The 21,030-nt window shown below is 69.7% G+C and carries 15 protein-coding genes, 1 tRNA gene and 1 other RNA gene; 5 read left to right on the top strand and 12 right to left on the bottom strand.

Features of this window, described 5'->3' with window-relative positions; genetic code table 11:
- Window positions 1–365 precede the first annotated feature (365 nt).
- Both BKH28_RS04885 and BKH28_RS04880 read right to left on the bottom strand, forming a co-directional pair.
- Window positions 366–977, bottom strand: a complete 612-nt coding sequence (locus BKH28_RS04885) for a septum formation family protein (protein ID WP_075417734.1) — start codon at window positions 975–977, stop codon at window positions 366–368.
- Window positions 978–1,100: 123 nt separating this feature from the next.
- A tRNA-Ser gene (locus BKH28_RS04880) sits at window positions 1,101–1,188 on the bottom strand.
- 147 nt (window positions 1,189–1,335) lie between these two features.
- Here BKH28_RS04880 and ffs point away from each other — a divergent pair.
- Window positions 1,336–1,430: signal recognition particle sRNA small type (gene ffs / locus BKH28_RS04875), an RNA gene on the top strand.
- 50 nt (window positions 1,431–1,480) lie between these two features.
- On the opposite strand, the gene BKH28_RS04870 is transcribed toward ffs, so the two are convergent.
- On the bottom strand, window positions 1,481–1,987 hold the full coding sequence (locus BKH28_RS04870; protein ID WP_075417733.1) for a beta-class carbonic anhydrase: 507 nt from the start codon (window positions 1,985–1,987) through the stop codon (window positions 1,481–1,483).
- Window positions 1,988–2,097: 110 nt separating this feature from the next.
- On the opposite strand from BKH28_RS04870, the gene BKH28_RS13770 reads away from it, so the two are divergent.
- Window positions 2,098–5,760, top strand: a complete 3,663-nt coding sequence (locus BKH28_RS13770) for a DNA polymerase III subunit gamma and tau (RefSeq protein WP_075417732.1) — start codon at window positions 2,098–2,100, stop codon at window positions 5,758–5,760.
- Window position 5,761: 1 nt separating this feature from the next.
- On the top strand, window positions 5,762–6,370 hold the full coding sequence (recR, locus tag BKH28_RS04860) for a recombination mediator RecR (protein WP_009401940.1): 609 nt from the start codon (window positions 5,762–5,764) through the stop codon (window positions 6,368–6,370).
- A gap of 100 nt (window positions 6,371–6,470) precedes the next feature.
- Here the strand turns inward: recR and BKH28_RS04855 are convergent, their stop codons facing one another.
- Window positions 6,471–7,568: an ABC transporter permease gene (locus tag BKH28_RS04855; protein WP_075417731.1), complete on the bottom strand. Its 1,098-nt coding sequence runs from the start codon at window positions 7,566–7,568 to the stop codon at window positions 6,471–6,473.
- Complete coding sequence (locus BKH28_RS04850) at window positions 7,565–8,509, bottom strand: ABC transporter ATP-binding protein (protein WP_075417730.1); 945 nt, start codon at window positions 8,507–8,509, stop codon at window positions 7,565–7,567. The genes BKH28_RS04855 and BKH28_RS04850 overlap by 4 nt, the downstream gene beginning before the upstream one ends.
- 377 nt (window positions 8,510–8,886) lie before the next feature.
- Here BKH28_RS04850 and BKH28_RS04845 point away from each other — a divergent pair, with 377 nt between their 5' ends.
- A complete protein-coding gene (locus BKH28_RS04845; protein ID WP_075417729.1) occupies window positions 8,887–10,401 on the top strand; it encodes an aspartate kinase in 1,515 nt (504 codons plus the stop codon).
- Entirely contained in the window at window positions 10,398–11,477 is a 1,080-nt protein-coding gene (locus BKH28_RS04840; protein WP_075417728.1) for an aspartate-semialdehyde dehydrogenase, read from the top strand. The genes BKH28_RS04845 and BKH28_RS04840 overlap by 4 nt, the downstream gene beginning before the upstream one ends.
- Before the next feature lie 86 nt (window positions 11,478–11,563).
- On the opposite strand, the gene BKH28_RS04835 is transcribed toward BKH28_RS04840, so the two are convergent.
- The 7 genes from BKH28_RS04835 to BKH28_RS04810 form a co-directional block, all read right to left on the bottom strand.
- Entirely contained in the window at window positions 11,564–12,361 is a 798-nt protein-coding gene (locus BKH28_RS04835) for a potassium channel family protein (protein WP_075417727.1), read from the bottom strand.
- A gap of 414 nt (window positions 12,362–12,775) precedes the next feature.
- Entirely contained in the window at window positions 12,776–13,576 is an 801-nt protein-coding gene (locus BKH28_RS13305; RefSeq protein ID WP_143224067.1) for a hypothetical protein, read from the bottom strand.
- Between the two features lie 479 nt (window positions 13,577–14,055).
- The gene (locus BKH28_RS04830) at window positions 14,056–14,991 is read right to left on the bottom strand and encodes a hypothetical protein (RefSeq protein WP_075417726.1); all 936 of its coding nucleotides are present in this window, start codon (window positions 14,989–14,991) and stop codon (window positions 14,056–14,058) included.
- Between the two features lie 294 nt (window positions 14,992–15,285).
- Complete coding sequence (locus tag BKH28_RS04825) at window positions 15,286–16,470, bottom strand: Fic family protein (RefSeq protein ID WP_256695491.1); 1,185 nt, start codon at window positions 16,468–16,470, stop codon at window positions 15,286–15,288.
- Between the two features lie 316 nt (window positions 16,471–16,786).
- Entirely contained in the window at window positions 16,787–17,782 is a 996-nt protein-coding gene (locus tag BKH28_RS04820) for a hypothetical protein (protein WP_075417725.1), read from the bottom strand.
- Between the two features lie 277 nt (window positions 17,783–18,059).
- Entirely contained in the window at window positions 18,060–19,322 is a 1,263-nt protein-coding gene (locus BKH28_RS04815; RefSeq protein WP_075417724.1) for a threonine/serine exporter family protein, read from the bottom strand.
- Window positions 19,289–20,938, bottom strand: a complete 1,650-nt coding sequence (locus BKH28_RS04810; protein WP_075417723.1) for an NAD-dependent malic enzyme — start codon at window positions 20,936–20,938, stop codon at window positions 19,289–19,291. Before BKH28_RS04810 ends, BKH28_RS04815 begins: the two co-directional genes overlap by 34 nt.
- Window positions 20,939–21,030: the final 92 nt, after the last annotated feature.

Below are 21,030 nucleotides of genomic sequence, written 5' to 3'. Positions count from 1 at the left end.
GACCTCGAGATCCTTGGTGGCGGTGGTGGTGTCCGAGGAGAACAGGCTGCAGGAGGTCAGCCCCATGGCGACAACGGCTGCGATGGGGAGGGCGAGGAGCGTGGTCCGGGTGCTCATGCGTCGAACCGTAACAGTCGGAATGGTGGGATTGTGCCGGTTTTCTGCAGGAACCTGGCCACGCTCGAAAAGTCCGCTGAAAAAATCTGGGATAAGGACCGGGTGGCGACATGAGACGGAGAAACGGAGAGTCGCCACCCGGCCGGAGTGGGAGGCTGGACAGCATTCGCGAGGCGTTGGGAGGAAGAAGTGGTCTTCCTCAACCAGTGGTCCGCCCGTGCGCGGTCGTCCAGCTCGATGAGGACAGACTAGGAGTTCTTGATGGAATTGTTCAATGGTGTTTCATCCGGGTTCTGGGCGAAGCAGACGAAGGAGTGGTCCCCCTGGTCCCAGGAGGATTGCACAGGGGCGAGGGCCGCTACTTGGTACTTCTTGGCCTTGGAGGGGGAGCCCACGTAGCTCTCCAGTACCGGAGTGCAGACGGTGGTGATCTCCTCCGGGGTGTTCGCCTCGGCGTAGCTGGAGGCTGAGGACTGCCCCGTTCCGGTCACCTCGTACTTATGGGGAGCGGAGCAGTCGACGAGCTTCGCGCCCGTGGAGCCCGTCTCGCCGTGTTTGGTCCCGGTGACCATTTCGGAGATGCAGTCGCCGGCCTTGAGGTCGCGGATGCCCACGGTCTTGGCATCGCCATCCGCTCCGGCGCTGGAGTCGGCTGAGGCGTCGGCCTCGGGGGTGGCCGAGGAGTCGTCGTCGGAGTCCCGGGCGTCCTTGTCCTTGGGGGAGTCCGTGGAGTCGGCCTTGGCCGAGGAGGAGGGACGAGTGGAGGGAGTGCTGACCGCATCCTCGTCGCAGGCGCTGAGGCTCAGAGCGAGAAGGAGCGCGGTCGGCAGGGCGATGAGGGATGAGGTCTTCGTGCGCATGAGGTCATGGTGGCAGGAGGCGGTGGCCGCGTCGATGGGGAGAGATCCCTGCCGGTTCCTGTGGGGCGGCGGGCAGTGAGGGTGGTATAGAAAGACCCCGGAATCGCGGAGATTCCGGGGTGGTGGCGGAGGATGGGGGATTCGAACCCCCGAGGGCTTGCACCCAACACGCTTTCCAAGCGTGCGCCATAGGCCACTAGGCGAATCCTCCAGGTGCTCCACGCGGCTACAACCACGTGCAACGAGAAAGGAATATATCGGAACGCCCATCCCCGGGGCCAGCCCGGGGCGGTGGGATCTGTCACGCGAGGTTGGTGGGGGCGGTTCGCAACCGGGGGCCGGATCAGGTAGTCTCTCGCTCGGCCCCTCGTGCGGCGTCATCCAGCGAATCCCCCAGGACCGGAAGGTAGCAAGGGTAAGCAGGCTCTGGCGGGTGCGCGAGGGGTCCTCACGTGCCCGGGCGGGTCCCCAACCTCGTGCAGTGCCGTCGAGGCCCTCGAGGATCAGGCCTCGGCGGCGTCAACCTCCTCCAGGCGGCCGGTGGCCAGGTCCAGGATGAAGCCGCGCACGGCGTCGGCGCGGGGGACGAACGGCGAGGCCTTGATGCGGGTGACTGACTGGCGCACGCTGTCGGCCAGGTCGGTGAAGGAGCCCGGCGCCCAGGTCGGCCGCGCGCCCGTCTCCTCCTCCAGGGTGCGGCAGAGCTCCTCGTCGGTGAAGGAGAGCATGCCGCAGTCGGTGTGGTGGATGAGGAGGATCTCCTCGGTGCCCAGGAGGCGCTGGCTGATCGTCAGAGAACGGATCGTGTCCTCGGTGACGAGGCCTCCGGCGTTACGGATCACGTGAGCCTCGCCCGGGACGAGCCCCAGGGCCGCGAAGACGTCCACGCGCGAGTCCATGCACGCGACGACGGCGACCTTCTGCGCACCCTTGGCCGCCAGACCGCCCCTGGAGAGGACCTCGGCCGAGTAGACGGCGTTGCGGGTGACAAGCGCCTCGGTGACAGGCATGGTTCCTCCCTTTCTCCAGTCGGCGGCGCGCCGGCTCCCCATCGTGCCAGATGGAACCCGACTCACCCGGTCCCTCGCACGGGGTCGGCCCGGCCGATTAGGCTCGGGCCGTGACCACCGCTCTGTACCGCCGCTACCGCCCCGACACCTTCCAGGAGGTCATCGGGCAGGACCACGTCACCGCTCCGCTCATGGCGGCGCTGAGGGCCGACCGCGTCACCCACGCCTACCTCTTCTCCGGCCCGCGCGGCTGCGGTAAGACGACGTCGGCGCGCATCCTGGCCCGCTGCCTCAACTGCGCCCAGGCCCCCACCGACACCCCCTGCGGCACCTGCCCCTCCTGCCGGGACCTGGCCACCGGCGGACCCGGAAGCCTCGACGTCGTCGAGATCGACGCCGCCAGTCACAACGGCGTCGACGACGCCCGCGACCTGCGCGAGCGCGCCGCCTTCGCCCCGGCCCGCGACCGCTACAAGATCTTCATCCTCGACGAGGCCCACATGGTCACCGCGCAGGGCTTCAACGCACTGCTCAAGCTCGTCGAGGAGCCGCCCGCGCATGTGAAGTTCATCTTCGCCACCACCGAGCCGGAGAAGGTCATCGGCACCATCCGCTCGCGCACCCACCACTACCCCTTCCGCCTCGTCCCGCCCGACACCCTCGAGGGCTACCTCGGCCACCTGTGCCGAGCCGAGGGCGTCGAGATCGGCCCCGGCGTCTTCCCCCTCGTGGTGCGCGCCGGCGGCGGCTCCGTGCGCGACACCCTCTCGGTCATGGACCAGCTCATCGGCGGAGCGCACGACGGCGGCGTCGACTACCAGCGGGCCGTCGCCCTGCTGGGCTACACCGACACCACCATGCTCGACCAGTGCGTCGACGCCATCGCGGCATCCGACGGCGCCGGCGTCTTCCGGGTGGTCGACCGGGTCGTCTCCTCCGGGCACGACCCCCGCCGCTTCGTCGAGGACCTGCTGGCCCGCCTGCGCGACCTCCTCGTCATCGCCCTGGCCGGCTCCGAGGCCGGTGCGGCGCTCGGCTCCATGCCGGTCGATGAGCTCGAGCGCATGGACCTTCAGGCCCGCACCATGGGGGCCGCCGCCCTCTCCCGCGCCGCCGACACCACCGCCCAGGCGCTGACCGCCATGGTCGGCGCCACCTCCCCCCGACTCCAGCTCGAGCTGCTCGTGGCCCGCCTGCTCATCCCCGCCGGCGGCGCTGCCAGAGCCGGCGGTGCTGTAGCCGCAGGTGGTCCGACCGGACCGGCCGGGAGCGCCGGGCCGACGGCCCCGCCCGCCCCCGGTGGCGCAGGTGCCGGCGCGGTCGGCAACGCCGCCGGCGCCGTGCCCGTCGGCTCCGGACGCGAGATGGCCGCCCAGATCGCCCGCCGGGCCTCCGCGGACGCCGCCGGCCGACGCGGGGGCCAGCCGCCTGAGAACGCCGGGGGACCGGGGAGAGCCGGGAGCTCGGCACCCGTCGTGGACCCGCAGACACCTCAGTCCGACGCCGTTTGGGGGGCGGCCCCTGCCGGGCCCCCGGTACCCGCCACGGACCCGACGTCAGCCGCACCGGCCTCTCAGGCCGGCCCCGCCGTCAGCTGGGACGGCCCGCATGACGGCGCCTCAACCCAGGGGCCCTCCACCTGGGCGGCGTCGTCAGCCTCCGCCTCGCCGGGCCTCTCCGCACCCTCGGCCGCGCCGGCCTCGCAAGTGGCCGAACAGTCCTCACACGGAGTCGAGTCGGCCGGCGCCCCGGCCGCCCCGAGCGCGCCCGCAGCCCCTCAGGCACCCCAGTCCGACGCCGGTTGGGGGACGGCCCCCGCCGCGCCCTCGGCACCCGCTGCCCAGGGAGGCGCCGGCACCGCCGGCGGCCCGGGCGGGGGCGAGGCGGCTGACGCGGAGATGATCCGCACCCGCTGGGAGGAGGTCCTCGAGGCGGCCAAGCGCTCGCGGCGCGCCACCTGGGCGCTGGTCGGCCCCAACTCCCGACCGGGCACCGTCTCCGGGGGCGTCTTCACCCTGTTGTTCGCCGCTCCCGGCCTCGTGGGAGCCTTCGAGAACGGCGGACACGGCCCCATCTTCTCCGCGGCCCTCCACCAGGCCCTCGGCCTGCGCCTCGAGGTGCACGCCATCGTCGCCGGCGACGACGGGCCGGGGGGACCAGGTGGCTCCGGCGGCCCGCACGGTCCCGGAGGACCTGGCGGTGCGCCCACTGGGGCAGGAGATGCGAGCGCTCCCGGTTACGACGTCGGCCACGCCACCGGCCACGGCGGGCCGCAGGGCTCCTACGGCGGCGCCCCCGACGCCGGCCCGAGCGGAGCCGTCCCGCAAGCGAGAGTCTTCGATTCGGCCGGTTCGGCTGCCGGCGGCGAGGCGGAGGACGTCAACGGCGCCGGGACGCACGCCGGTGGCCAGGGCTCGGTCGAGGATGCGGCGGCCCCGGTCGCCTCATCCGCTCCCGCGCCCCGGGCGCTGACAACCCAAGACCGCACCAGTGCTGCCGACACCGGTCGGCCCGCCCAGGGCCCAGCGGTACAGTCGCCCGCTGCAGCACCCTCGCGGCCGACCGACGTCGAGCCGACCGGCCGACCCGAGGCCCACCGGCCCGCCTCCACCACCTGGGAGGACGGCTCCCCGATCTTCGAGCCCCCGCCCGAGGACGACTGGGGCGCCGATCCCTACGCCGAGGACTCCGGGTACGTCGGTGCCGATGAGCCCACTGTCCCCGCTCAGCGCACCGATTCCGCTGGACGCCGCGCCGCCCCGGCCCCCGCCGCGCAGGAATCCGCGACCTCACCGGCGCCGCAGCCGGCTCAGGCCGGCGCCGCCCCCACCGAGTTCCAGGCAGTCTCCCCAGCATCCCCGGCCGTCCCCGCTGACGCGCGCCCGGCGCCCGCCGCCCACGCGACCCCGATGGCGTCGACGGCTCCCGCGAACCCCACCGATCCCGACGACGGTTGGGGGCCCGTCGCCATCCCCGGCGGAGGCTCGGCCCCGGCGCCGGCCTCAGCGCCCGCTCCCGCCGCCGGCGGCACCGACCCGGACGACGGCTGGGGGCCGGTCGCCGTCCCCGGCGGCGGAACCGTGCCCACCCAGTCAGCACCGGCCTCCGCGCCCTCCTCCCCACCGCCGGGCGCCTCCTCCTTGGGAGTGCCCGCGACACCCGCGCCCGCCGGCCCGCACTCCGCTCCGGCCCCGACATCGGCCCCTGCGGCCTCAGCCTCACCCGTACAGTCCCGCTCCGCACCCGCCGCGCAGGCGCCCGACGAGGCGCCCCTGGCCACCGTCCACCGTCTGCGCGCCCTGCCGGAGATTCCCGGCGGGGCCGCGTCGGCTCCGGCCGCCCCCCAGTCCCTCCAGCAGACTCCCGCCTCCCCGTCCCCGCAGGCACCCGGGGGCGGCAGCATCCCCGGGGTGCCCGGTACCCCTGAGCCCGCCGCCGGATCGCCCGGCCTGGCCCCCGTCACCTGGGAGGGGACGCCGTCGAGCCCCTTCAGCCCGGGCCCGGCACCTGAGGAGCCCAGCGCCTCGAGCGCCCCACCCGAGGACGAGTCCACCTGGGCGCCGTCGGGCATCGCCGGCTCGCGCCTGGCCGCCGCCATGGCCGCCGCCCGCGCCGCCGCCCAGGACGCCGACACCGACTCCCTGGCCGACGACACCCCCAGCGAGGACGATCCCGACGCCGAGGACGCCGGCGTCGTCGGGCTCGAGGTCGTCAAACGGATCCTCGGCGCCCAGGTCATCGAAGAGGTCACCGTGACCCAGGAAGGACGCTGACATGCCCGCCGTCTACGAAGGCGCCGTCCAGGACCTCATTGACGAGTTCGGCGAGCTTCCCGGCATCGGCCCCAAGTCCGCCCAGCGCATGGCCTTCCACGTCCTGGCCGCCGACTCGGCCGCCGTCGAGCGCCTCATCGAGGCCCTGCGCGCCGTCAAGGCCAAGGTCCGCTTCTGCGAGACCTGCGGCAACATCGCCGAGGCCCCCCAGTGCGCCATCTGCCGTGACCCCCGCCGCGACCAGCGCGTCATCTGTGTCGTCGAGGAGCCCAAGGACGTCGTCGCCATCGAACGCACCCGCGAGTACCGGGGGCTCTACCACGTGCTCGGCGGCGCCATCGACCCCATCAACGGTGTCGGCCCCGACGACCTGCGCGTGCGCGAGCTCTTCAGCCGCCTGGGAGACGGCGAGGTCGAGGAGGTCATCCTGGCCACCGACCCCGACGTCGTCGGCGAGGCGACCGCCGCCTACCTCACCCGTATGCTGCGCACCATGGCCGTGCCCGTCTCCCGGCTCGCCTCCGGCCTGCCCGTGGGCGCCGACCTGGAGTACGCCGACGAGGTCACCCTCGGACGGGCCTTCGAGGGCCGACGCCGCGTCGAGGACTGACCGTCCCGCCTTCGGCCGAGCCGGGCGCTCCTCGCCCATCTCGACGGAGAAACGGTGGGGCTACGCGAGAAACGCCCGGCTCGATGGGAGGAATGGAGGGTCAGGCCAGGCGCACGCCGCGCGGCAGCCTGCCGGCCGGCACACGCAGACGCCTGCTGGCCGTCACCACGCCGCCGGCCCCCAGGGCCATGAGCACCACGATGCTCGCGGGCCAGAAGGCCAGGTGCCTGGCCAAAGGGCCCCCGTCGTCACGGCTGCTGCGGCTGCTGGAGGGATGGTCGAAGGAGTCCTTCCGGTCCTCGCAGTAGTTGCGGACGACCCGCTCGGGCTGCGGGTTGCGCATGAAGTCGACGCCCTGCCCGGTCAGGGACAGAAGGGAGGCCGGGTCTCCGAAGGAGGCCGAGGCCGGTTGCTGCGGCGCGTGGGCGGTCGCATCCCCCAGGGCCACGAAGGGGTTGGGGGCCAGCATCCACCAGATCCAGTCGGTGCGCGTGACGTCGTGGGTCCTGATCTCAGGCTCGGGCTCGCACACGACCTTCTCATCGGATGAGTCGTCGTAGTCCACCCTGTAGGTCACCACCGTCTGGGGGCCGGTCACCAGGGAGGCGGAGATGGCCGTGGCCAGGGGAGTCCCCACAGTCAGGGCGGCCACCACGAGGTAGGTCAGGACCGCCGAGGCCGAGGGGCGCGCCGTCAGTCCCGAGAAGCCCAGGCCGATGGCGCACACCGCCCCCAGCGTGAAGACGAGGATGACCAGGTGGGCGAGGAGCCCCAGCCAGTGCGAGCCGCCCGCGACCGTCAGGAGGATGAGGAAGGGTGTGGCCACGCCCAGGAAGGCGATCGCCGCCACCCAGGCCGCCAGCAGCTTGCCGACGACGATCTCCTGGCTGCGCAGCGCCGTGGCCTGCAGCAGCGCCAGGGTCGCATCGGCCCGGTCGCCGTTGATGGACGTCGCCGACAGCGTGGGAGCGACGATGAGCCCGATCCCCAGCACGAAGCAGACGACCAGGTCATAGAGGGACAAGAGGTACTCCGTGCTGGAGCTGTTGGGCATCAGCACCTCGACGGTGATCACCAGCCCTCCGCACAGCAGGACGAGGACCGCCAGCCAGATCCCCAGCATGATGCGCCAGCGCGTGGCCCTCACCCGTTGACGCAGCTCGAGCACCATGATGGTGCGCACACCGGTCCAGGTCATCGGCGTTCTCCTTCCAGAGCCAGGTAGGTCTCCTCCAGGGTTCCGGACAGCGGGGCGAAGGAGACGACCTCCACCCCGGCCTCGACGGCCTCGCGCAGCAGATGGGACGCTGCCGCGTCGTCGGCGACCGGGACGCGCACGGCGCCGTCCTCCTCCGCCGTGACGGGCAGCTGCGTGGAGCGCGCCCACTCGCCCAGGCGCCCGGCGTCCAGGGCCCGTATGCGCCAGGTCCGCCCCACCGGGACCGGGGCTGTGGCGCCGGAACCCGCCTGGCCGGGCGCCGGAGCCCACCCCGACGGCGAGGCGACGGCGGTCCCGTGAGACATGAAGACGACGCCGTCGACCATCTCCTCCATCTCCGACAGGATGTGGCTGGAGAGCAGGATCGTGGTGCCGCCCGAGGCCAGGTCGCGCAGCAGGACGCGCAGGTCGGCGCGCGAACGCGGGTCCATGCCGGCGGCCGGTTCGTCCAGGAGCAGGACCTTGGGGGCGTGGATGAGGGCGCGGGCCAGGCCCAGGCGCTGCTTCTGGCCGCGGGAGAGGACCCGGGCGGGCGTGCGCGCCATCTCGTCGAGGTGGACCAGGGAGAGCATCTCAAGGGCTCGGGGGCGGGCGGCATCGGCGTCCATGCCCTGGGCGGCGGCGAAGGTCAGGAGGATTTCGGTGCAGGTCAGGGAGTCCCAGGTGCCGAAGGCATCGGGCATCCAGCCCACGGCGCGGTGGACCTCGCGCGACTGGGTGACCGGGTCCAGGCCCGCCACCCGGATCGTCCCGGAGTCCGGGGCCAGGAGGGCCGCCAGCATGAGCAGCAGTGTCGTCTTGCCGGCGCCGTTGGGGCCGACCAGGCCGGTGACGGCGCCGCCGGGCACCGACATGTCCAGCCGGCGCACCGCCGGTGCCCGACCGAAGAACCGGGTGAGCTGGGAGACTTCAATGCTCATACGACCAGGCTACGTCGTCGGCCGGGCCTGGTGGGCGGAACCCCGGGGACGACGTGGGCGACGGTGATGGTGCGCGCCCGAGCCCGCCTCACTCCGACACTTCGACAAAAACTTCAGAAACGACGCGGCTCCGGGTCGTTTCTGAAGATTCGGTCGAAGTGTTGGCCGCCGGCTGTGGGCCGCGAGTTGTTGGCCGCAGGCTCCGAACCGCGTGATGTGCCGGCAACACGGCGCACCGTATGCTTGCCCCAGCCACGTCGTCGTGGGCGCCGCGCGGCGACGGCTCCATCCCCGGAAGCCCCCTGCCAGGACGCCCGCACCGGCGCGGAGCACCTGATGCTAGACACGCACTGATTCCAGGACCCGAGGAGCGCCATATGGCACTGGTCGTCCAGAAGTACGGCGGCTCGTCCGTCAGCGACGTCGACGCGATGCGGCGCGTCGCTCGGCGCATCGTCGCCACCCGCCAGGCCGGCAACACGGTTGTTGTCGTCGTCTCCGCGATGGGGGACACGACCGACGAGCTCCTCGACCAGGCCGCCGCCCTGACCACCGACGCCCCCGCCCGTGAGATGGACATCCTGCTGTCCGCCGGGGAGCGCATCTCCATGGCCCTGCTCGCCATGGCCGTCACCGAGCTCGGCGTGCCGGCACAGGCCTACACCGGTGCCCAGGCCGGTGTCCTCACCGACTCCAAGTACGGCAAGGCATCCATCGTCGGGGTGCTGCCTGAGCGCGTGGCCCGCTCCATCCAGACCGGCGCGGTCGCCATCGTCGCCGGCTTCCAGGGCATCAACGAGGTCGAGGACACCACCACCCTGGGGCGTGGCGGCTCCGACACCACCGCGGTCGCCCTGGCCGCCGCCCTCAACGCCGACGTCTGCGAGATCTACACCGACGTCGACGGCCTGTTCACCGCCGATCCCCGCATCGTCCCGACCGCCAAGCGCATCGAGTCCCTCTCCAGTGAGGAGACCCTGGAGCTGGCCGCCCACGGCGCCAAGATCCTCCACCTGCGCGCCGTGGAGTACGCCCGTCGCTTCGGGGTGCCGCTGCACGTGCGCTCCTCCTTCTCCGACAAGACCGGGACCTGGATCTACGACGGCCGCCGCGAGGGCGCCTTCGTGCCCTCGGTCGTGGCCGCCCAGCTCGACGACGTCGTCGCCGCCGACACCGACAGCGCGCCCAACGCCCCCAGTGCCGCGAGCCCGGAGGCCGCCGGCGAGGCCGCGGGAGCTGCTCCGGCCTCGTCCTCAGACCCCGCCGGGCTCGACGACGGGCCCTCGGCCTCCGTCGTCGACACCGCGCACCGCAATGCCATCGCCGCACGGGCCCAGGCCCGACCCCGCCCGACCGCCAAGGAGGACCACGTGGAAGCCCCCGTCATCTCCGGAATCGCCCACGACCGTAGCCAGGACAAGATCACGCTCGTGGGCGTGCCCGACGTCCCCGGCGCCGCCGCCCGCATCTTCGCGATCGTGGCTGGAACCGACGCCAACATCGACATGATCGTCCAGGACGTCTCAGCCGAGGGGACCGGCCTGACCAACATCTCCTTCACCTGCCCCGACGGTGACTCCGCCACCGCCCGCGAGGCCCTCGAGGCCGCCCGCGAGGAGCTGGGCTTCCGAAGCCTGCACTTCAACCCCGACATCGGCATCCTGTCCCTGGTGGGGGCCGGCATGCGCTCCAACCCGGGGGTCTCGGCGCGCCTGTTCGGCTCGCTGAGCGAGGCCGGGGTCAACATCCACATGATCTCCACCTCCGAGATCCGCATCTCGGTGGTGGTCGACGACGCCGTACTCGACGAGGCCGTGCGCGCCGTCCACTCCGCCTTCGGCCTCGACGCCCAGGCCGCCGAGGCGGTCGTCTACGGAGGGACCGGACGATGAGCAATCCCGTGAACACCTACACCGGAGTGGCCGACGGTGTCACCGTCGCCGTCGTGGGGGCCACCGGCCAGGTCGGCCGCGTCATGCGCGCCATGCTGGCCGAGCGCGACTTCCCCGCCCGCTCGGTGCGCTTCTTCTCCTCGGCCCGCAGCGCCGGGACCGTCGTGGACTTCCGCGGCGCCCAGGTCGAGGTCGAGGATGTCGCCACTGCGGACCTGGCCGGCATCGACGTCGCCATCTTCTCTGCCGGGGGCGCGGCCTCGCGCGAGCACGCCCCCCGCTTCGCCGCCGCCGGGGCCGTCGTCGTCGACAACTCCTCGGCCTGGCGCAAGGACCCCGAGGTGCCGCTCGTGGTCAGCGAGGTCAACCCGCATGCGCTGCGCGAGCGCCCCAAGGGCATCATCGCCAACCCCAATTGCACCACCATGGCGGCCATGCCGGCCCTCAAGGTGCTGCACGAGGAGGCCGGGCTCATCCGCCTCATCGTCTCCACCTACCAGGCCGTCTCCGGCTCGGGGCGGGCCGGGGTGGCCGAGCTGGCCGGGCAGGTGCGCGCCGTCGTGAACGAGGACATGGAGGGCCTGGCCCTGGACGGACGGGCCGTCGAGTTCCCCGCGCCGGAGGTCTACGTCGACACCATCGCCTTCAACGCCGTGGCCTGGGCCGGCGGCGACGCCGGTGACGGCTCCGGTGAGACCGACGAGGAGCAGAAGCTGCGCAACGAGTCCCGCAAGATCCTGGGGATCCCGGACCTGCTGGTCTCCGGCACCTGCGTGCGCATCCCAGTGTTCTCCGGCCACGGGCTCAGCATCAACGCCGAGTTCGAGCGCGAGATCAGCGTCGAGCGCGCCCGCGAGCTGCTGGAGGCGGCGCCCGGCGTCACCTACGAGGACGTGCCCAGCCCCCTCAAGGGCGCCGGCCGTGACGGTACCTTCGTGGGGCGTCTGCGCGCCGACCAGGCCTTCGCGCCGGGCCACGGCCTGCAGTTCTTCGCTGTGGGGGACAATCTGCGCAAGGGCGCGGCCCTCAACGCCGTCGAGCTCGCCGAGCTGGTGGCCGCCGAGCTGCGGGGCTGACGGGGTCTTCTCTTTCGCTGAGCCGGGCACTTCTCGCGGCACTCAACAGGAATTCTGTCGGGCTGCGCGAGAAGTGCCCGGCTCGGTTACTGCGTGGTGGACGACGACGGCTCGGGAGGCGGAGCGTGCCCTTGCCGACCCGAGTCGTGTGCCTCCAGAAGACGGTCGATGCGCTCGCTCAGCTCGTCGACCTGCTGCTGCAGGGCTGCTACCTGCGCCTGCGTGGCGGCCTCCTGCTCGGCGTTCTCCTCATCGACCAGCGAGACGATCCACGAGGCCAGGGTCGCCGTGACGACGCCGGCGAGCGCCACCCCGCCGATCATGAGCAGCGCCGCGATGAAACGCCCCTCCCTGGAGACTGGGAAGGTGTCGCCGTAGCCGACGGTGGTGAACGTCGTCAGCGCCCACCACAGGGCCTGGCCGAAGGTCCGGATCGAGGAGCCCGGCTCATGACGCTCCGCATCCAGCGAGGCCAGTGCCGAGGTGAAGATGAGCAGCGCGGCGCTGCCGACCGTGTACAGGGTGATGCGCCCGCGCAACGCGGTGCCGGCGCTGCGCTGCATGATGCTCACGAGCGTCACCAGGCGCAGGAGCCGCAGCGGCCGCAGGAACGGCAGAACGATGATCGCCAGGTCGGGTAGGTGGCGGAGGAACCAGCGACCCCGGCTTGGTGCCAGTGCCAGGCGGACAAGATAGTCGACGCCGAACAGTGCCCACACGGCGTCGATCATGAGCTCGGCCGCGTTCTTGGTCCCGCCCTGCGCGTTGGTGAGCACCTCCCAGGCGTAGGCGCCCAGGAAGACGACGGCGGCGCCGGTCAGCGGCCACTCCGTGGCCCGCTCCCACACCCGCAGCCGAGTGCCCGGGCTGTTTTCGGTTGGCATGCTCCGATAGTAGACGCCGCATGGGGCAGAACCGTGTCGCCCTCACCGTCGGAGACATTTCGTTGCGACCGGGGACGTTCGACGCCGTTGGGGACATTTCTGTGCGGATGGGGGCGGTCTGCGCGTTGGGGGACCGGAATCCTGTCCCCGGACGCGCAGGATGTCCCCGGCTGGGGCGGCGTGCACCTGGATGGGTGGGTGATTCCATGTCACCAGAGGGAAAATCAGCGGTGTAGAGACAAGAGTAATCTAGTTCTCAATCTTGGTGCGGCTCTGTCAGGTATGCGCCCGAGGGTAGGGCAAACATTGAGGCAAGAATCGCTGTGAGCGCCATGGCGATGGAGGCTCGTAGCCACTGAAAGGGGGCGTTATTCACGGACGCCCTTTTGCTGTGGCGGGCATGGGAACTGCGACTTACTTCGACTTGGTTGACCATGGCTTCTTGCGGTTGTACATGGTGAATAGTCCAGCCGTGGCTGCTGTCGCGATCACTGGAAGGGATATCACTTCCATGCTGACATCTCGGGTGTGCTCCGCATTGTTGGTGATGTGAATCCATGCCAGCGTTATTCCCAGAAAGGAGATTGGAGCGATAGGCGAGATGGCTGTGAGTGCAGTCAAGGAGAAACCTGAGAGAAACGTTAGGATTATAGTTCCCGTATTGATTGTAGGGGTGTCTGATTGGAAGCCGTTTGAAGTGATCAGACCCAGGAGTGGGAAGATGCGGGCTGCCGTGGCGGCGAAGATTCTATCGGGCTGAAAAATGCTGTCAATCTCGTCTGGGTAGCGATCGGCGTGATGGGATATGGTCCATGCGGTTGCGAATGTTGCTCCGCACATAATTCCGGAAAGGGCCCATAGGGTCGGTCCGGTTGAAGTGAAGTCGCTGTGCTCTATTCCTGGTTCGGCGCCCGATTCGAGTTGCATCTGTCTCGCTACGAAGGCTGTCAAGGCGGATTCTGATTGCAGTTGCGTTGCCACGAAGGCTGTCAAGGTGAATGTTATGCTCGAGGCTGCTTGAGCCTGCGGTGATTTCCAGGCGGCGACACCGATGCATAGTGACCAGAAAATGATGGAGAGAACATAGAACGAGAGGCTCGCCCTGTTGGAGTCGGTGCCGGCGTCGCGCAGGTTGCTGATGGCGAATACGACGAAAACGCTGAGGGCTGCAGTTATTGGTGCCCGGAGTGACTGAAGAGGATTGATGTCGCTCATGTCGTGTCTATCGATCTTCCTATGAAGGTGCGTTGACGCGGGCCGCGGAGACGGAGTCTTGGTGCGTCAGCGTCAGCCTCTCCCTATGGGCTGTCGTCGAGAAGTGTAGTGAAGAAAATCGTCCGTGTCGGCGGTTGGACTCCGCCGAATAATGGAATGCAGCGTCATCAGGATGGCTGTCCGCGTCGGCGCAAGAGGGACAGGCGCCTCTGGTGTGAAGGTAAGCGTCGCAGGGTCGGCGGGTGCCTCCTGCCCATGGGGGTCATTCAACCTGGGTAGGGACGTTCGACGCCGTCGGGGACGTTTCTGTGCGGCCAGGGGCAGTCCGCGCGTCCGGGGACCGGAATCCTGTCCCCGGACGCGCAGGATGTCCCTGTCTGGAAGAAAGCGCACCCCGACGCGCAGGATGTTCCCGGCTGGGGTGGTGTGTGCTCGGCTGCGTGGAATGTCCCCGTCGGCAAAGACGAGGACGGCGCTTCTCAGGCCGGCTTTGGCTCGGGCTGTGCGGTCGGTGCGGGGGTCGCCTCGTCCTGCTCGGTTGAGGTTCGTATCAGCTGGCTGGCGTGCCAGACCTCGTCGAGCCGGGCCTCGACCTGGGATCGGGCGTCGTCGAGTCGTGAGGGTTTCACTGTCAGGCTGAGCCGAGGGAGGAGGACCGGTCTGCTCGGCTCGGTGCCCTTGGTGGGTGGGGAGTAGACGGCTTGTATTTGAACGCGGCCCCGGCGCGTCGGAATCTCCTGGACCCTGAGGTCGTCGCGATCGGAGGGCAGGGGGAGGCTGAAGGACTTCGGGTCCGCAACCGCCATGCCGTACGACCTCAGGCGCACCGCGCTCGAGCGACGGCGCACAGCTGCTCGCACCATGGCGACAAAGAGCAGGATGTGGAGCAGGAGCAGGATCAAGGTGGCCCCATCGACCAGCTCCCGGGTGGGCTCGATATAGATCTCGGTGTAGATCCCGATATAGCTCAGGACGTTCGGGACCGCCATCAGGGCGATCGGGCATGCCACCAGCAGCGTGCCTGCAAGCATCGCCCACAGCAGGCCCGCTGTGCGCCTGCTGGGCTCCTGTGTGACGTGGAGGAATCGCGCCGCCATGACGTCGCGGTGGGACATCATGGCGTCCTTGGTCAGCCACTGGTCGATGCCCACGAAACAGAAGGCCGCGCCGAAGCAGAGGGCTGTCAGCATAAAGCTGTAGAGGGTCGTCCAGGTGATCAAGTGCGACGCAGGGGTGACTGCCCGACTTGGTTCACTGGGGTCGGCCATCAGGGCTTCGTCGACTTTCCCCAGGGGCCAGGAGGCACCGAACAGGACGAGTGGGTAGAGGACGGAAAGGCCGACGGCGGCTAGAGCGCCCAGGCATCCGAGCGCCTTGATGCCGGTGGTCGGGCGTGATCGGGCGTAGATCGCCATGGGTCACCTTCCTCGAGACATGACAGCGGGGCGGTCTTGGGTTCGCGCTCCGCTCCGACGGCGTCGGATGTGCCAGGGAGTCAAGTGTGCGGGTGCCGGGCTCGTCCTGCCTATGGGGGCTTCTGGCTGGGCGGGGGCATTCGACGCCGTCGGGGACATTTCTGTGCGGTCGGGGACAGTCTGCGCGCCCAGGGACCGGAATCCTGTCCCCCACCGCGCAAGATGTCCCCGGCCGGAATGGTGTGCGCCCGGCTGCGTGGAATGTCCCCGGCCGTCTTGGAGAGTGAGCCGGGCTCAGGCGAGCAGGACCTTCAGGACGGCGGTGGCGGCGAAGCGGCGAGGCTGCGAGCCGGTCTCGACGACGTCGAGCACGCCGATGTCAGTCAGCTGGGCGACCAGGCTGTTGGCTCTCCCGTACGAGATGCCAAGGGCTGCCTCGACCTTGCGCACCGTGAAGCTCGGATTCGCGACTGCGAAGTCGACGAGGTCAAGGGCGTGAGCGGACCGCAGGCTGGAGGCGCGCACCGTCTCCTTGAGACTCTGGTGCGCGGTGGCCAGAGCGAGCATCTGATGACGCGTGCTGGTGGCCGCCGCGGCCAGTCCCTGGGAGAAGAAGGCCAGGAAGGTGTCCCAGTCGCCGTGGGTGCTGACTCGCAGCAACGAGTCGTAGTACTCGGCGCGACGCTCCTCGAACCACGGCGAGACCGTCAGCGTGGGTTCGCTGAGAACACCCGAGCTCAGAAGGGTGAGCACGATGAGGAACCGCCCCAGGCGACCGTTGCCGTCCTGGAAGGGGTGAAGGGTCTCGAACTGGTAGTGGGCCATGCCTGCGGCGATGATCGGGTCGATGTCTCCCGCGTGGTCCCGATGCAGCCAGTCGACGAGGGCTCGCACGCCGGCGCGAAGAGGATCCCCGGGTGGTGCGGGAACGAACCGGGACGCATGGACCGGGGCCGCGCTGTGTGCGCCGGGGCGGCGGCCGATCATGACCTGGGTGTCTCGCAGGCGACCTGAGGTCGACTCGAGCGGAGTCCCCCGCATGAGCTCGCCTTGAAGGTCCTCGATGAGTGACAGGGTGATAGGGCGCCCCTCCTGCGCCCACAGGAAACCGCTGTTGGCCATGCGGACGTAGTTGAGGATCTCCGTCATCTCGGCGGTCGCGGGGGCGTCGTCGTCGGCGGTGAGCACCTCGCGCAGGGGGGCGTATGTCCCCTCCAAGGCCGACGTCGACTGAGCCTCGCGCCGTAGGGAGGGGGTTCGCAGCAGGTAGGGGTTCGGCAGCTGTTGGGCTGTGGCGTCGAGGGCGGCCAGTGCACGGCCGGCTGCTGCCACCATCCGGTAGGTGCCTCCGCTGAGGGGTGGCTCGTCGGAGCCGAGTGGGACGGGGATGAAGGCCTTGTGCCGCCAGCTGCCGGTCACCGGGTCGGAGCCGGTGATGTCGACCAGCTCCCCCATGGTGTCGTCGACGAACATGCTCACATCCAAGATGTCAGTCTAATGGTGATTGTATGACATCCCAAGGGAGTAGATTGCATACATTGAGGACTTGTCAAACATCGTAGGTGGGTGGGTGTCTGGAAGCGGGCATGTGTGGGGCTGCGCGCCGGTGACTGCCGCCGCGGGGATCCGTTGTGAGCGGGGCCTTCGACGCCGTCGGGGACATTTCTGTGCGGTCGGGGGCGTTCGACGCCGTCGGGGGCCGGAATCCTGTCCCCGGACGCGCAGGATGTCCCCCTCCGGAGCAGCGCGCACCCGGCCGCGTGGAATGTCCCCGGCCGCACTGTGCAGGGCTGGGTTAGGTGGTGGAGCCGTCACTCGTTGGAAGGGTGTTGTCTGTTTGGGGCTGGTCGTTGTCAGCGTCTGCGTTGGGCTGCCGTGGCTGGTGAGCCGGATTCGTCTCGGCCTCCGATGTCGGGGCATCGGAGGCCTCGTCCTGCTCGGTTGAGGTACGTATCAGCTGGCTGGCGCGCCAGACCTCGTCGAGCCGGGCCTCGACCCGGGAGCGGGCGTCGTCGAGCCGTGAGGATTTCACTGTCAGGCCAAGGCGCGGGATGATGACCGGCCGCCCCGGCTCGGCACCTCCGGTGGGTGGAGCGTAGATGGCCTGCACTTTCACGCGACCCAAGCGTGCCGGAACCTCCTGGATGCTGAGGTTGCCACGGTTGGAAGGCAGGGGGAGGGAGAAGGACTTCGGGTCCGCAACCGCCATGCCGTACGACCTCAGGCGCACCGCGCTTGCCCGCCGGCGTGCGGCGGCATGCACTAGTGCCACGAAGAGCATGATGATCAGAAGGGACACGCCCCAGGTGGCCTCATCGACCAGCTCTTGGGTGGATTCGCTGTAGATCAGGGGGTGTGGGACGGCTATCACGAGGAATGGGGAAGCCACCAGCAGCGCGCCCGCGAGTATCGCCCATAGCATGCCCACGGTGCGGTTGTTGGGGCCCTGGGCGACATGAAGGAACCGTGCCGACGCGATATCTTGATGGCTCACTGTCGTGCCCTTGGCTAACCACTGGTCCGTGCCCGTGAAGCAGAAGGTCGCCCCGAAGGTGATGGTCGTCAGTACGAAGCTGTAGATGGCCGGTATCACCCCTACCATAGTCGCGGCGTTGGCTACCGATTCGTTGTCCTCCGGGTAGGCGACGGCTTCGTCCAGGGAACCCAGGGCGAAGGCGGCCAGGACTAGGGCGGTCGGGTAGAGGAGCGCGATGCCGGCGGCGGCCAGAGCACCCAGGCATCCGAGTACCTTGATGCCGGTGGTGGGGCGGGTGCGGATGTAGATCGCCATGGTTCCCCCTCCTGAAAGCTGATGGCAGGTCGGTTGCTGCCGGCGAGTCAAGTCTGTGGGCAGTGGGTATCCCCTGCCCATGGGGACCATTCACCCTGGTTGGGGTGTATTCGACGCCGTCGGGGACATTTCTGTGCGGCCGGGGGCGTTCGACGCCGTCGGGGACCGGGATCCTGTCCCCGGACGCGCAGGGTGTCCCCCTCCGGAGCAGCGCGCACCCGGCTGCGTGGAATGTCCCTGGCTAGGAGGTCGCGCTACCCCCGACGCGCGGAACGCCCTAGTGCGCGAGGCGGATCCATATCCGGTGGGGCACCACCAACCCGACTGCCATCGCCAGCACAATGATGACGGCCGTGGCCAGATCACTCGCTGTCGCCTCCAGTGCCGCCTCCGCGTGCGCCTCTCCCACCAGGCTCAGTGTCCCTGCGGCAGCGCGGAACAGGTACACGCCGGGTACAAGGGCCACGACCGCGGCGAAGCCCGCCCCCGCGAAAGGAATGTGCCGTGAGTGGCACACCGGCGTGAGCAGGCCGCCTGCCACCAGGCAGGCCAGTAGAGAGGAAGCGGGCGCGTTCCATTGCCACCGCGTCAGTGCGCCCCAGTGCGCCGCGTGCGCGAGCCCGCCGGCCAGGAACGCCCAGCCGAAGGTCCTAATCGGCATGGAGAAGTACACCGGATAGCACATGGCGAGGACGGCGGCGGCTAGGACGTCGAGCCACAGTGGGATCGCGTCGGTCGTCGCGGTCAGCGGCAGGCCAGTGCCGCCGATGAGCAGGCCTCCGATGATGCCCGCACTAATGGCCAAGATCGTCAGCGCTGCGTCCGTCAGTCGTGCCAGGCCCATGTCGTGGCGGCGCTCGGCGATCTCGATGGCACCGTTGAGGACCTGGGGGCCGGGCACGAGCACCATCCCCGGGCACACGGCCACGAGCCGAGCCGTGCCGGTCCAGCCGAGGTGGACGGCGAGTGCGCCGACCAGACCGCCGATGAGGGCAGCGGCAAAGGTCTGGGCGACTGCCGTCGTCCGCTCTGCCAATGCGCGCCGCGCGAGGCCGCCTGCTCCCGCCGCGGCGAAGGCGAGGGCGACTGACGGTGTGTGGTGCGCCCCGAAGATGAGTGCGAGCAGGCTCGCGCCGAGGCCCGCCGCCAGGGCGAACATCCAGGTAGGGCTGGAGGGCTGGGCCTCCGCCTTCTCCAGCAGGTCCTCCAGCTCGTCGAGGCTCAGTGAACCGATGGCACTCAGACGGTACTGGATGAGAGTCGCGCGTCCCATGTGCACCGCTACAGGGCGAATGGCTTGGAGCGCGGCTACGGCCCCATCGGCGTCGGCGAGCGTGACCTGTGACCAGGTAAGCAGCAACGTGAAACGGGTGCCTAGCAGCTCGTTGAGCCGTTCAACGGTGGCTACCGCGGCGTGGGTGGACTGGCCTGAGTCCAGGAGCAGAGCGGCGGTCCGGGCGGTGAGCCCGGCCGCGCGCCGTCCTTCTGCTCCCGTCAGCCGGCGGCTCAGGCCTTGATTTCGGGGTAGACCGGCTGCCACATGGCGTCCTGGACCGCCTGGATGAGGTTGTCGTGACTCGCGGTGGCGACGCCGTCGGCCTCGGCCTGGCGGGCGACCGCGACGGCGACCGTTGCCGAGGATGCACGCAGGTTCTCCACCGGAGGCAGGAGGGAGGCACCTGGGCTGGTGGGATCGACCTGGCTCGCGACGGCCTGCGCGGCGGCGAGTAGCATGCCGTCGGTCACCCGGCTCGCGCCGGAGACGGTGACCCCCAGCCCCAGGCCCGGGTAGAGCAGGGCGTTGTTGCCCTGGCCGATCGTGAACGTGGTCCCCTCGTACTCGAAGGGCTCCACCGGGATGCCGGTGGCGACCAGCGCCTTGCCGCCGGACCAGGCGATGACGTCGGCGGGCATGGCCTCGATCCGCTCGGTGGGGTTGGACAGCGGCAGAACGATGGGGCGCTCGACGCCGCTACTCATCTCCTCGATGACCTCACGGGTGAAGGCCCCGTGGTCCGTGGAGGTTCCGATGAGGATCGTGGGGTGAACCCGACGCACCGTCTCAAGCAGGCCGATCCTGCCGTGCTCGCGGGTCCAGTCCGCCACCTCGGAGGCCGGCCGTGCGTAGGTCTGCTGGTAGTCGGGCAGGCCCTCCATGTCGTCGGTGACGAGGCCGTTGCGGTCGATGAGCCAGATGCGGGAGCGCGCCTCGTCGGGGCTGAGCCCGTCGCGGACCATGCCGGCGTGGATCTGGTCGGCCATGCCGGTGCCCGCGGTACCAGCGCCGTAGACGACCAGGCGCTGGTCGGCGAAGCTCTGGCCGGTGACCCTCATGCCGGAGACCACCGCGGCGATGACGATCGCACCGGTGCCCTGCATGTCGTCGTTGAAGATGCGGTACTTCTCCCGGTTGGCCAGCAGGATTCGGCGCGCGTTGGACGGGCCGAAGTCCTCGAAGTGGAGCAGCGCGCGGGGGAAGAGCTCGGCCGCAACGGACAGGTACTCGTCGATGAGCTCGTCGTAGCGCCTGCCGCGCACGCGCGCGTGACGGTTGCCCAGATAGGCGGGGTCATTGAGGAGGGCCTCGTTGTCCGTGCCGCAGTCCAGGTTGACGGCGATTGCCCGCTCGGGGTGGATGCCGGCGGCCGCTGTGTAGACGGCGAGCTTGCCCACGGAGATGTCGGTGCCATTGACGCCCCAGTCCCCGATCCCGAGGATCTCCTCGGCATCGGAGACAACGAGCAGGTCGACGTCGTCGGGCCCCAGACCCAGACCCTCCAGAGAGGGTCGCACGTCCTCGATGCGGTCCACGGACAGGTAGACGGCGCGCGACCGGCGGTAGTCGCGGCTCCACTTCTTGATGGCCTCGCCGACCGTGGGGTCGTAGACGATCGGCAACAGCTCGGCGAGATGGTCGGCGAGTACCCGGTAGTAGAGGATCTCGTTGCGGTTGTGGAGTTGGTCGAGGAAGACGTACTTGTCCAGGTTCGTGGGCTGGGCGGTCAGCTGTGCGTAGGCCCGAGTCGCCTGCTGGTCAAGGGTCTCGACGGCGGAGGGGAAACGGCCGATGAGTCCGAGCCGACGCCGCTCCTCCTCAGTGAAAGCGGTGCCACGGTTGGTCAAGGGATTGGTGATGATGGTTGGTTTGGCCGACATGTGGTCTCCTCCAAAGTGAGCGGAGCCGATCGTCAGTTTAGTGACGATGTTGTTGGATTATGGAAGTAAACTAACGCTCGTTCTTCCGATAT

It is taken from the genome of Actinomyces oris (genome assembly GCF_001937665.1).
GTDB lineage: Bacteria > Actinomycetota > Actinomycetes > Actinomycetales > Actinomycetaceae > Actinomyces > Actinomyces stomatis.
The sequence above is the reverse complement of the archived record's forward strand: the minus strand, read 5'-3'. Positions and strand labels throughout refer to the sequence as shown.

Coding starts and splice junctions, on each gene's coding strand:
- BKH28_RS04885 (WP_075417734.1), bottom strand. CDS start 977: ATGCGCACGAAGACCTCATCCCTCATCGCCCTGCCGACCGCGCTCCTT.
- BKH28_RS04870 (WP_075417733.1), bottom strand. CDS start 1,987: ATGCCTGTCACCGAGGCGCTTGTCACCCGCAACGCCGTCTACTCGGCC.
- recR (WP_009401940.1), top strand. CDS start 5,762: ATGCCCGCCGTCTACGAAGGCGCCGTCCAGGACCTCATTGACGAGTTC.
- BKH28_RS04855 (WP_075417731.1), bottom strand. CDS start 7,568: ATGACCTGGACCGGTGTGCGCACCATCATGGTGCTCGAGCTGCGTCAA.
- BKH28_RS04850 (WP_075417730.1), bottom strand. CDS start 8,509: ATGAGCATTGAAGTCTCCCAGCTCACCCGGTTCTTCGGTCGGGCACCG.
- BKH28_RS04845 (WP_075417729.1), top strand. CDS start 8,887: ATGGCACTGGTCGTCCAGAAGTACGGCGGCTCGTCCGTCAGCGACGTC.
- BKH28_RS04840 (WP_075417728.1), top strand. CDS start 10,398: ATGAGCAATCCCGTGAACACCTACACCGGAGTGGCCGACGGTGTCACC.
- BKH28_RS04835 (WP_075417727.1), bottom strand. CDS start 12,361: ATGCCAACCGAAAACAGCCCGGGCACTCGGCTGCGGGTGTGGGAGCGG.
- BKH28_RS13305 (WP_143224067.1), bottom strand. CDS start 13,576: ATGAGCGACATCAATCCTCTTCAGTCACTCCGGGCACCAATAACTGCA.
- BKH28_RS04830 (WP_075417726.1), bottom strand. CDS start 14,991: ATGGCGATCTACGCCCGATCACGCCCGACCACCGGCATCAAGGCGCTC.
- BKH28_RS04820 (WP_075417725.1), bottom strand. CDS start 17,782: ATGGCGATCTACATCCGCACCCGCCCCACCACCGGCATCAAGGTACTC.
- BKH28_RS04810 (WP_075417723.1), bottom strand. CDS start 20,938: ATGTCGGCCAAACCAACCATCATCACCAATCCCTTGACCAACCGTGGC.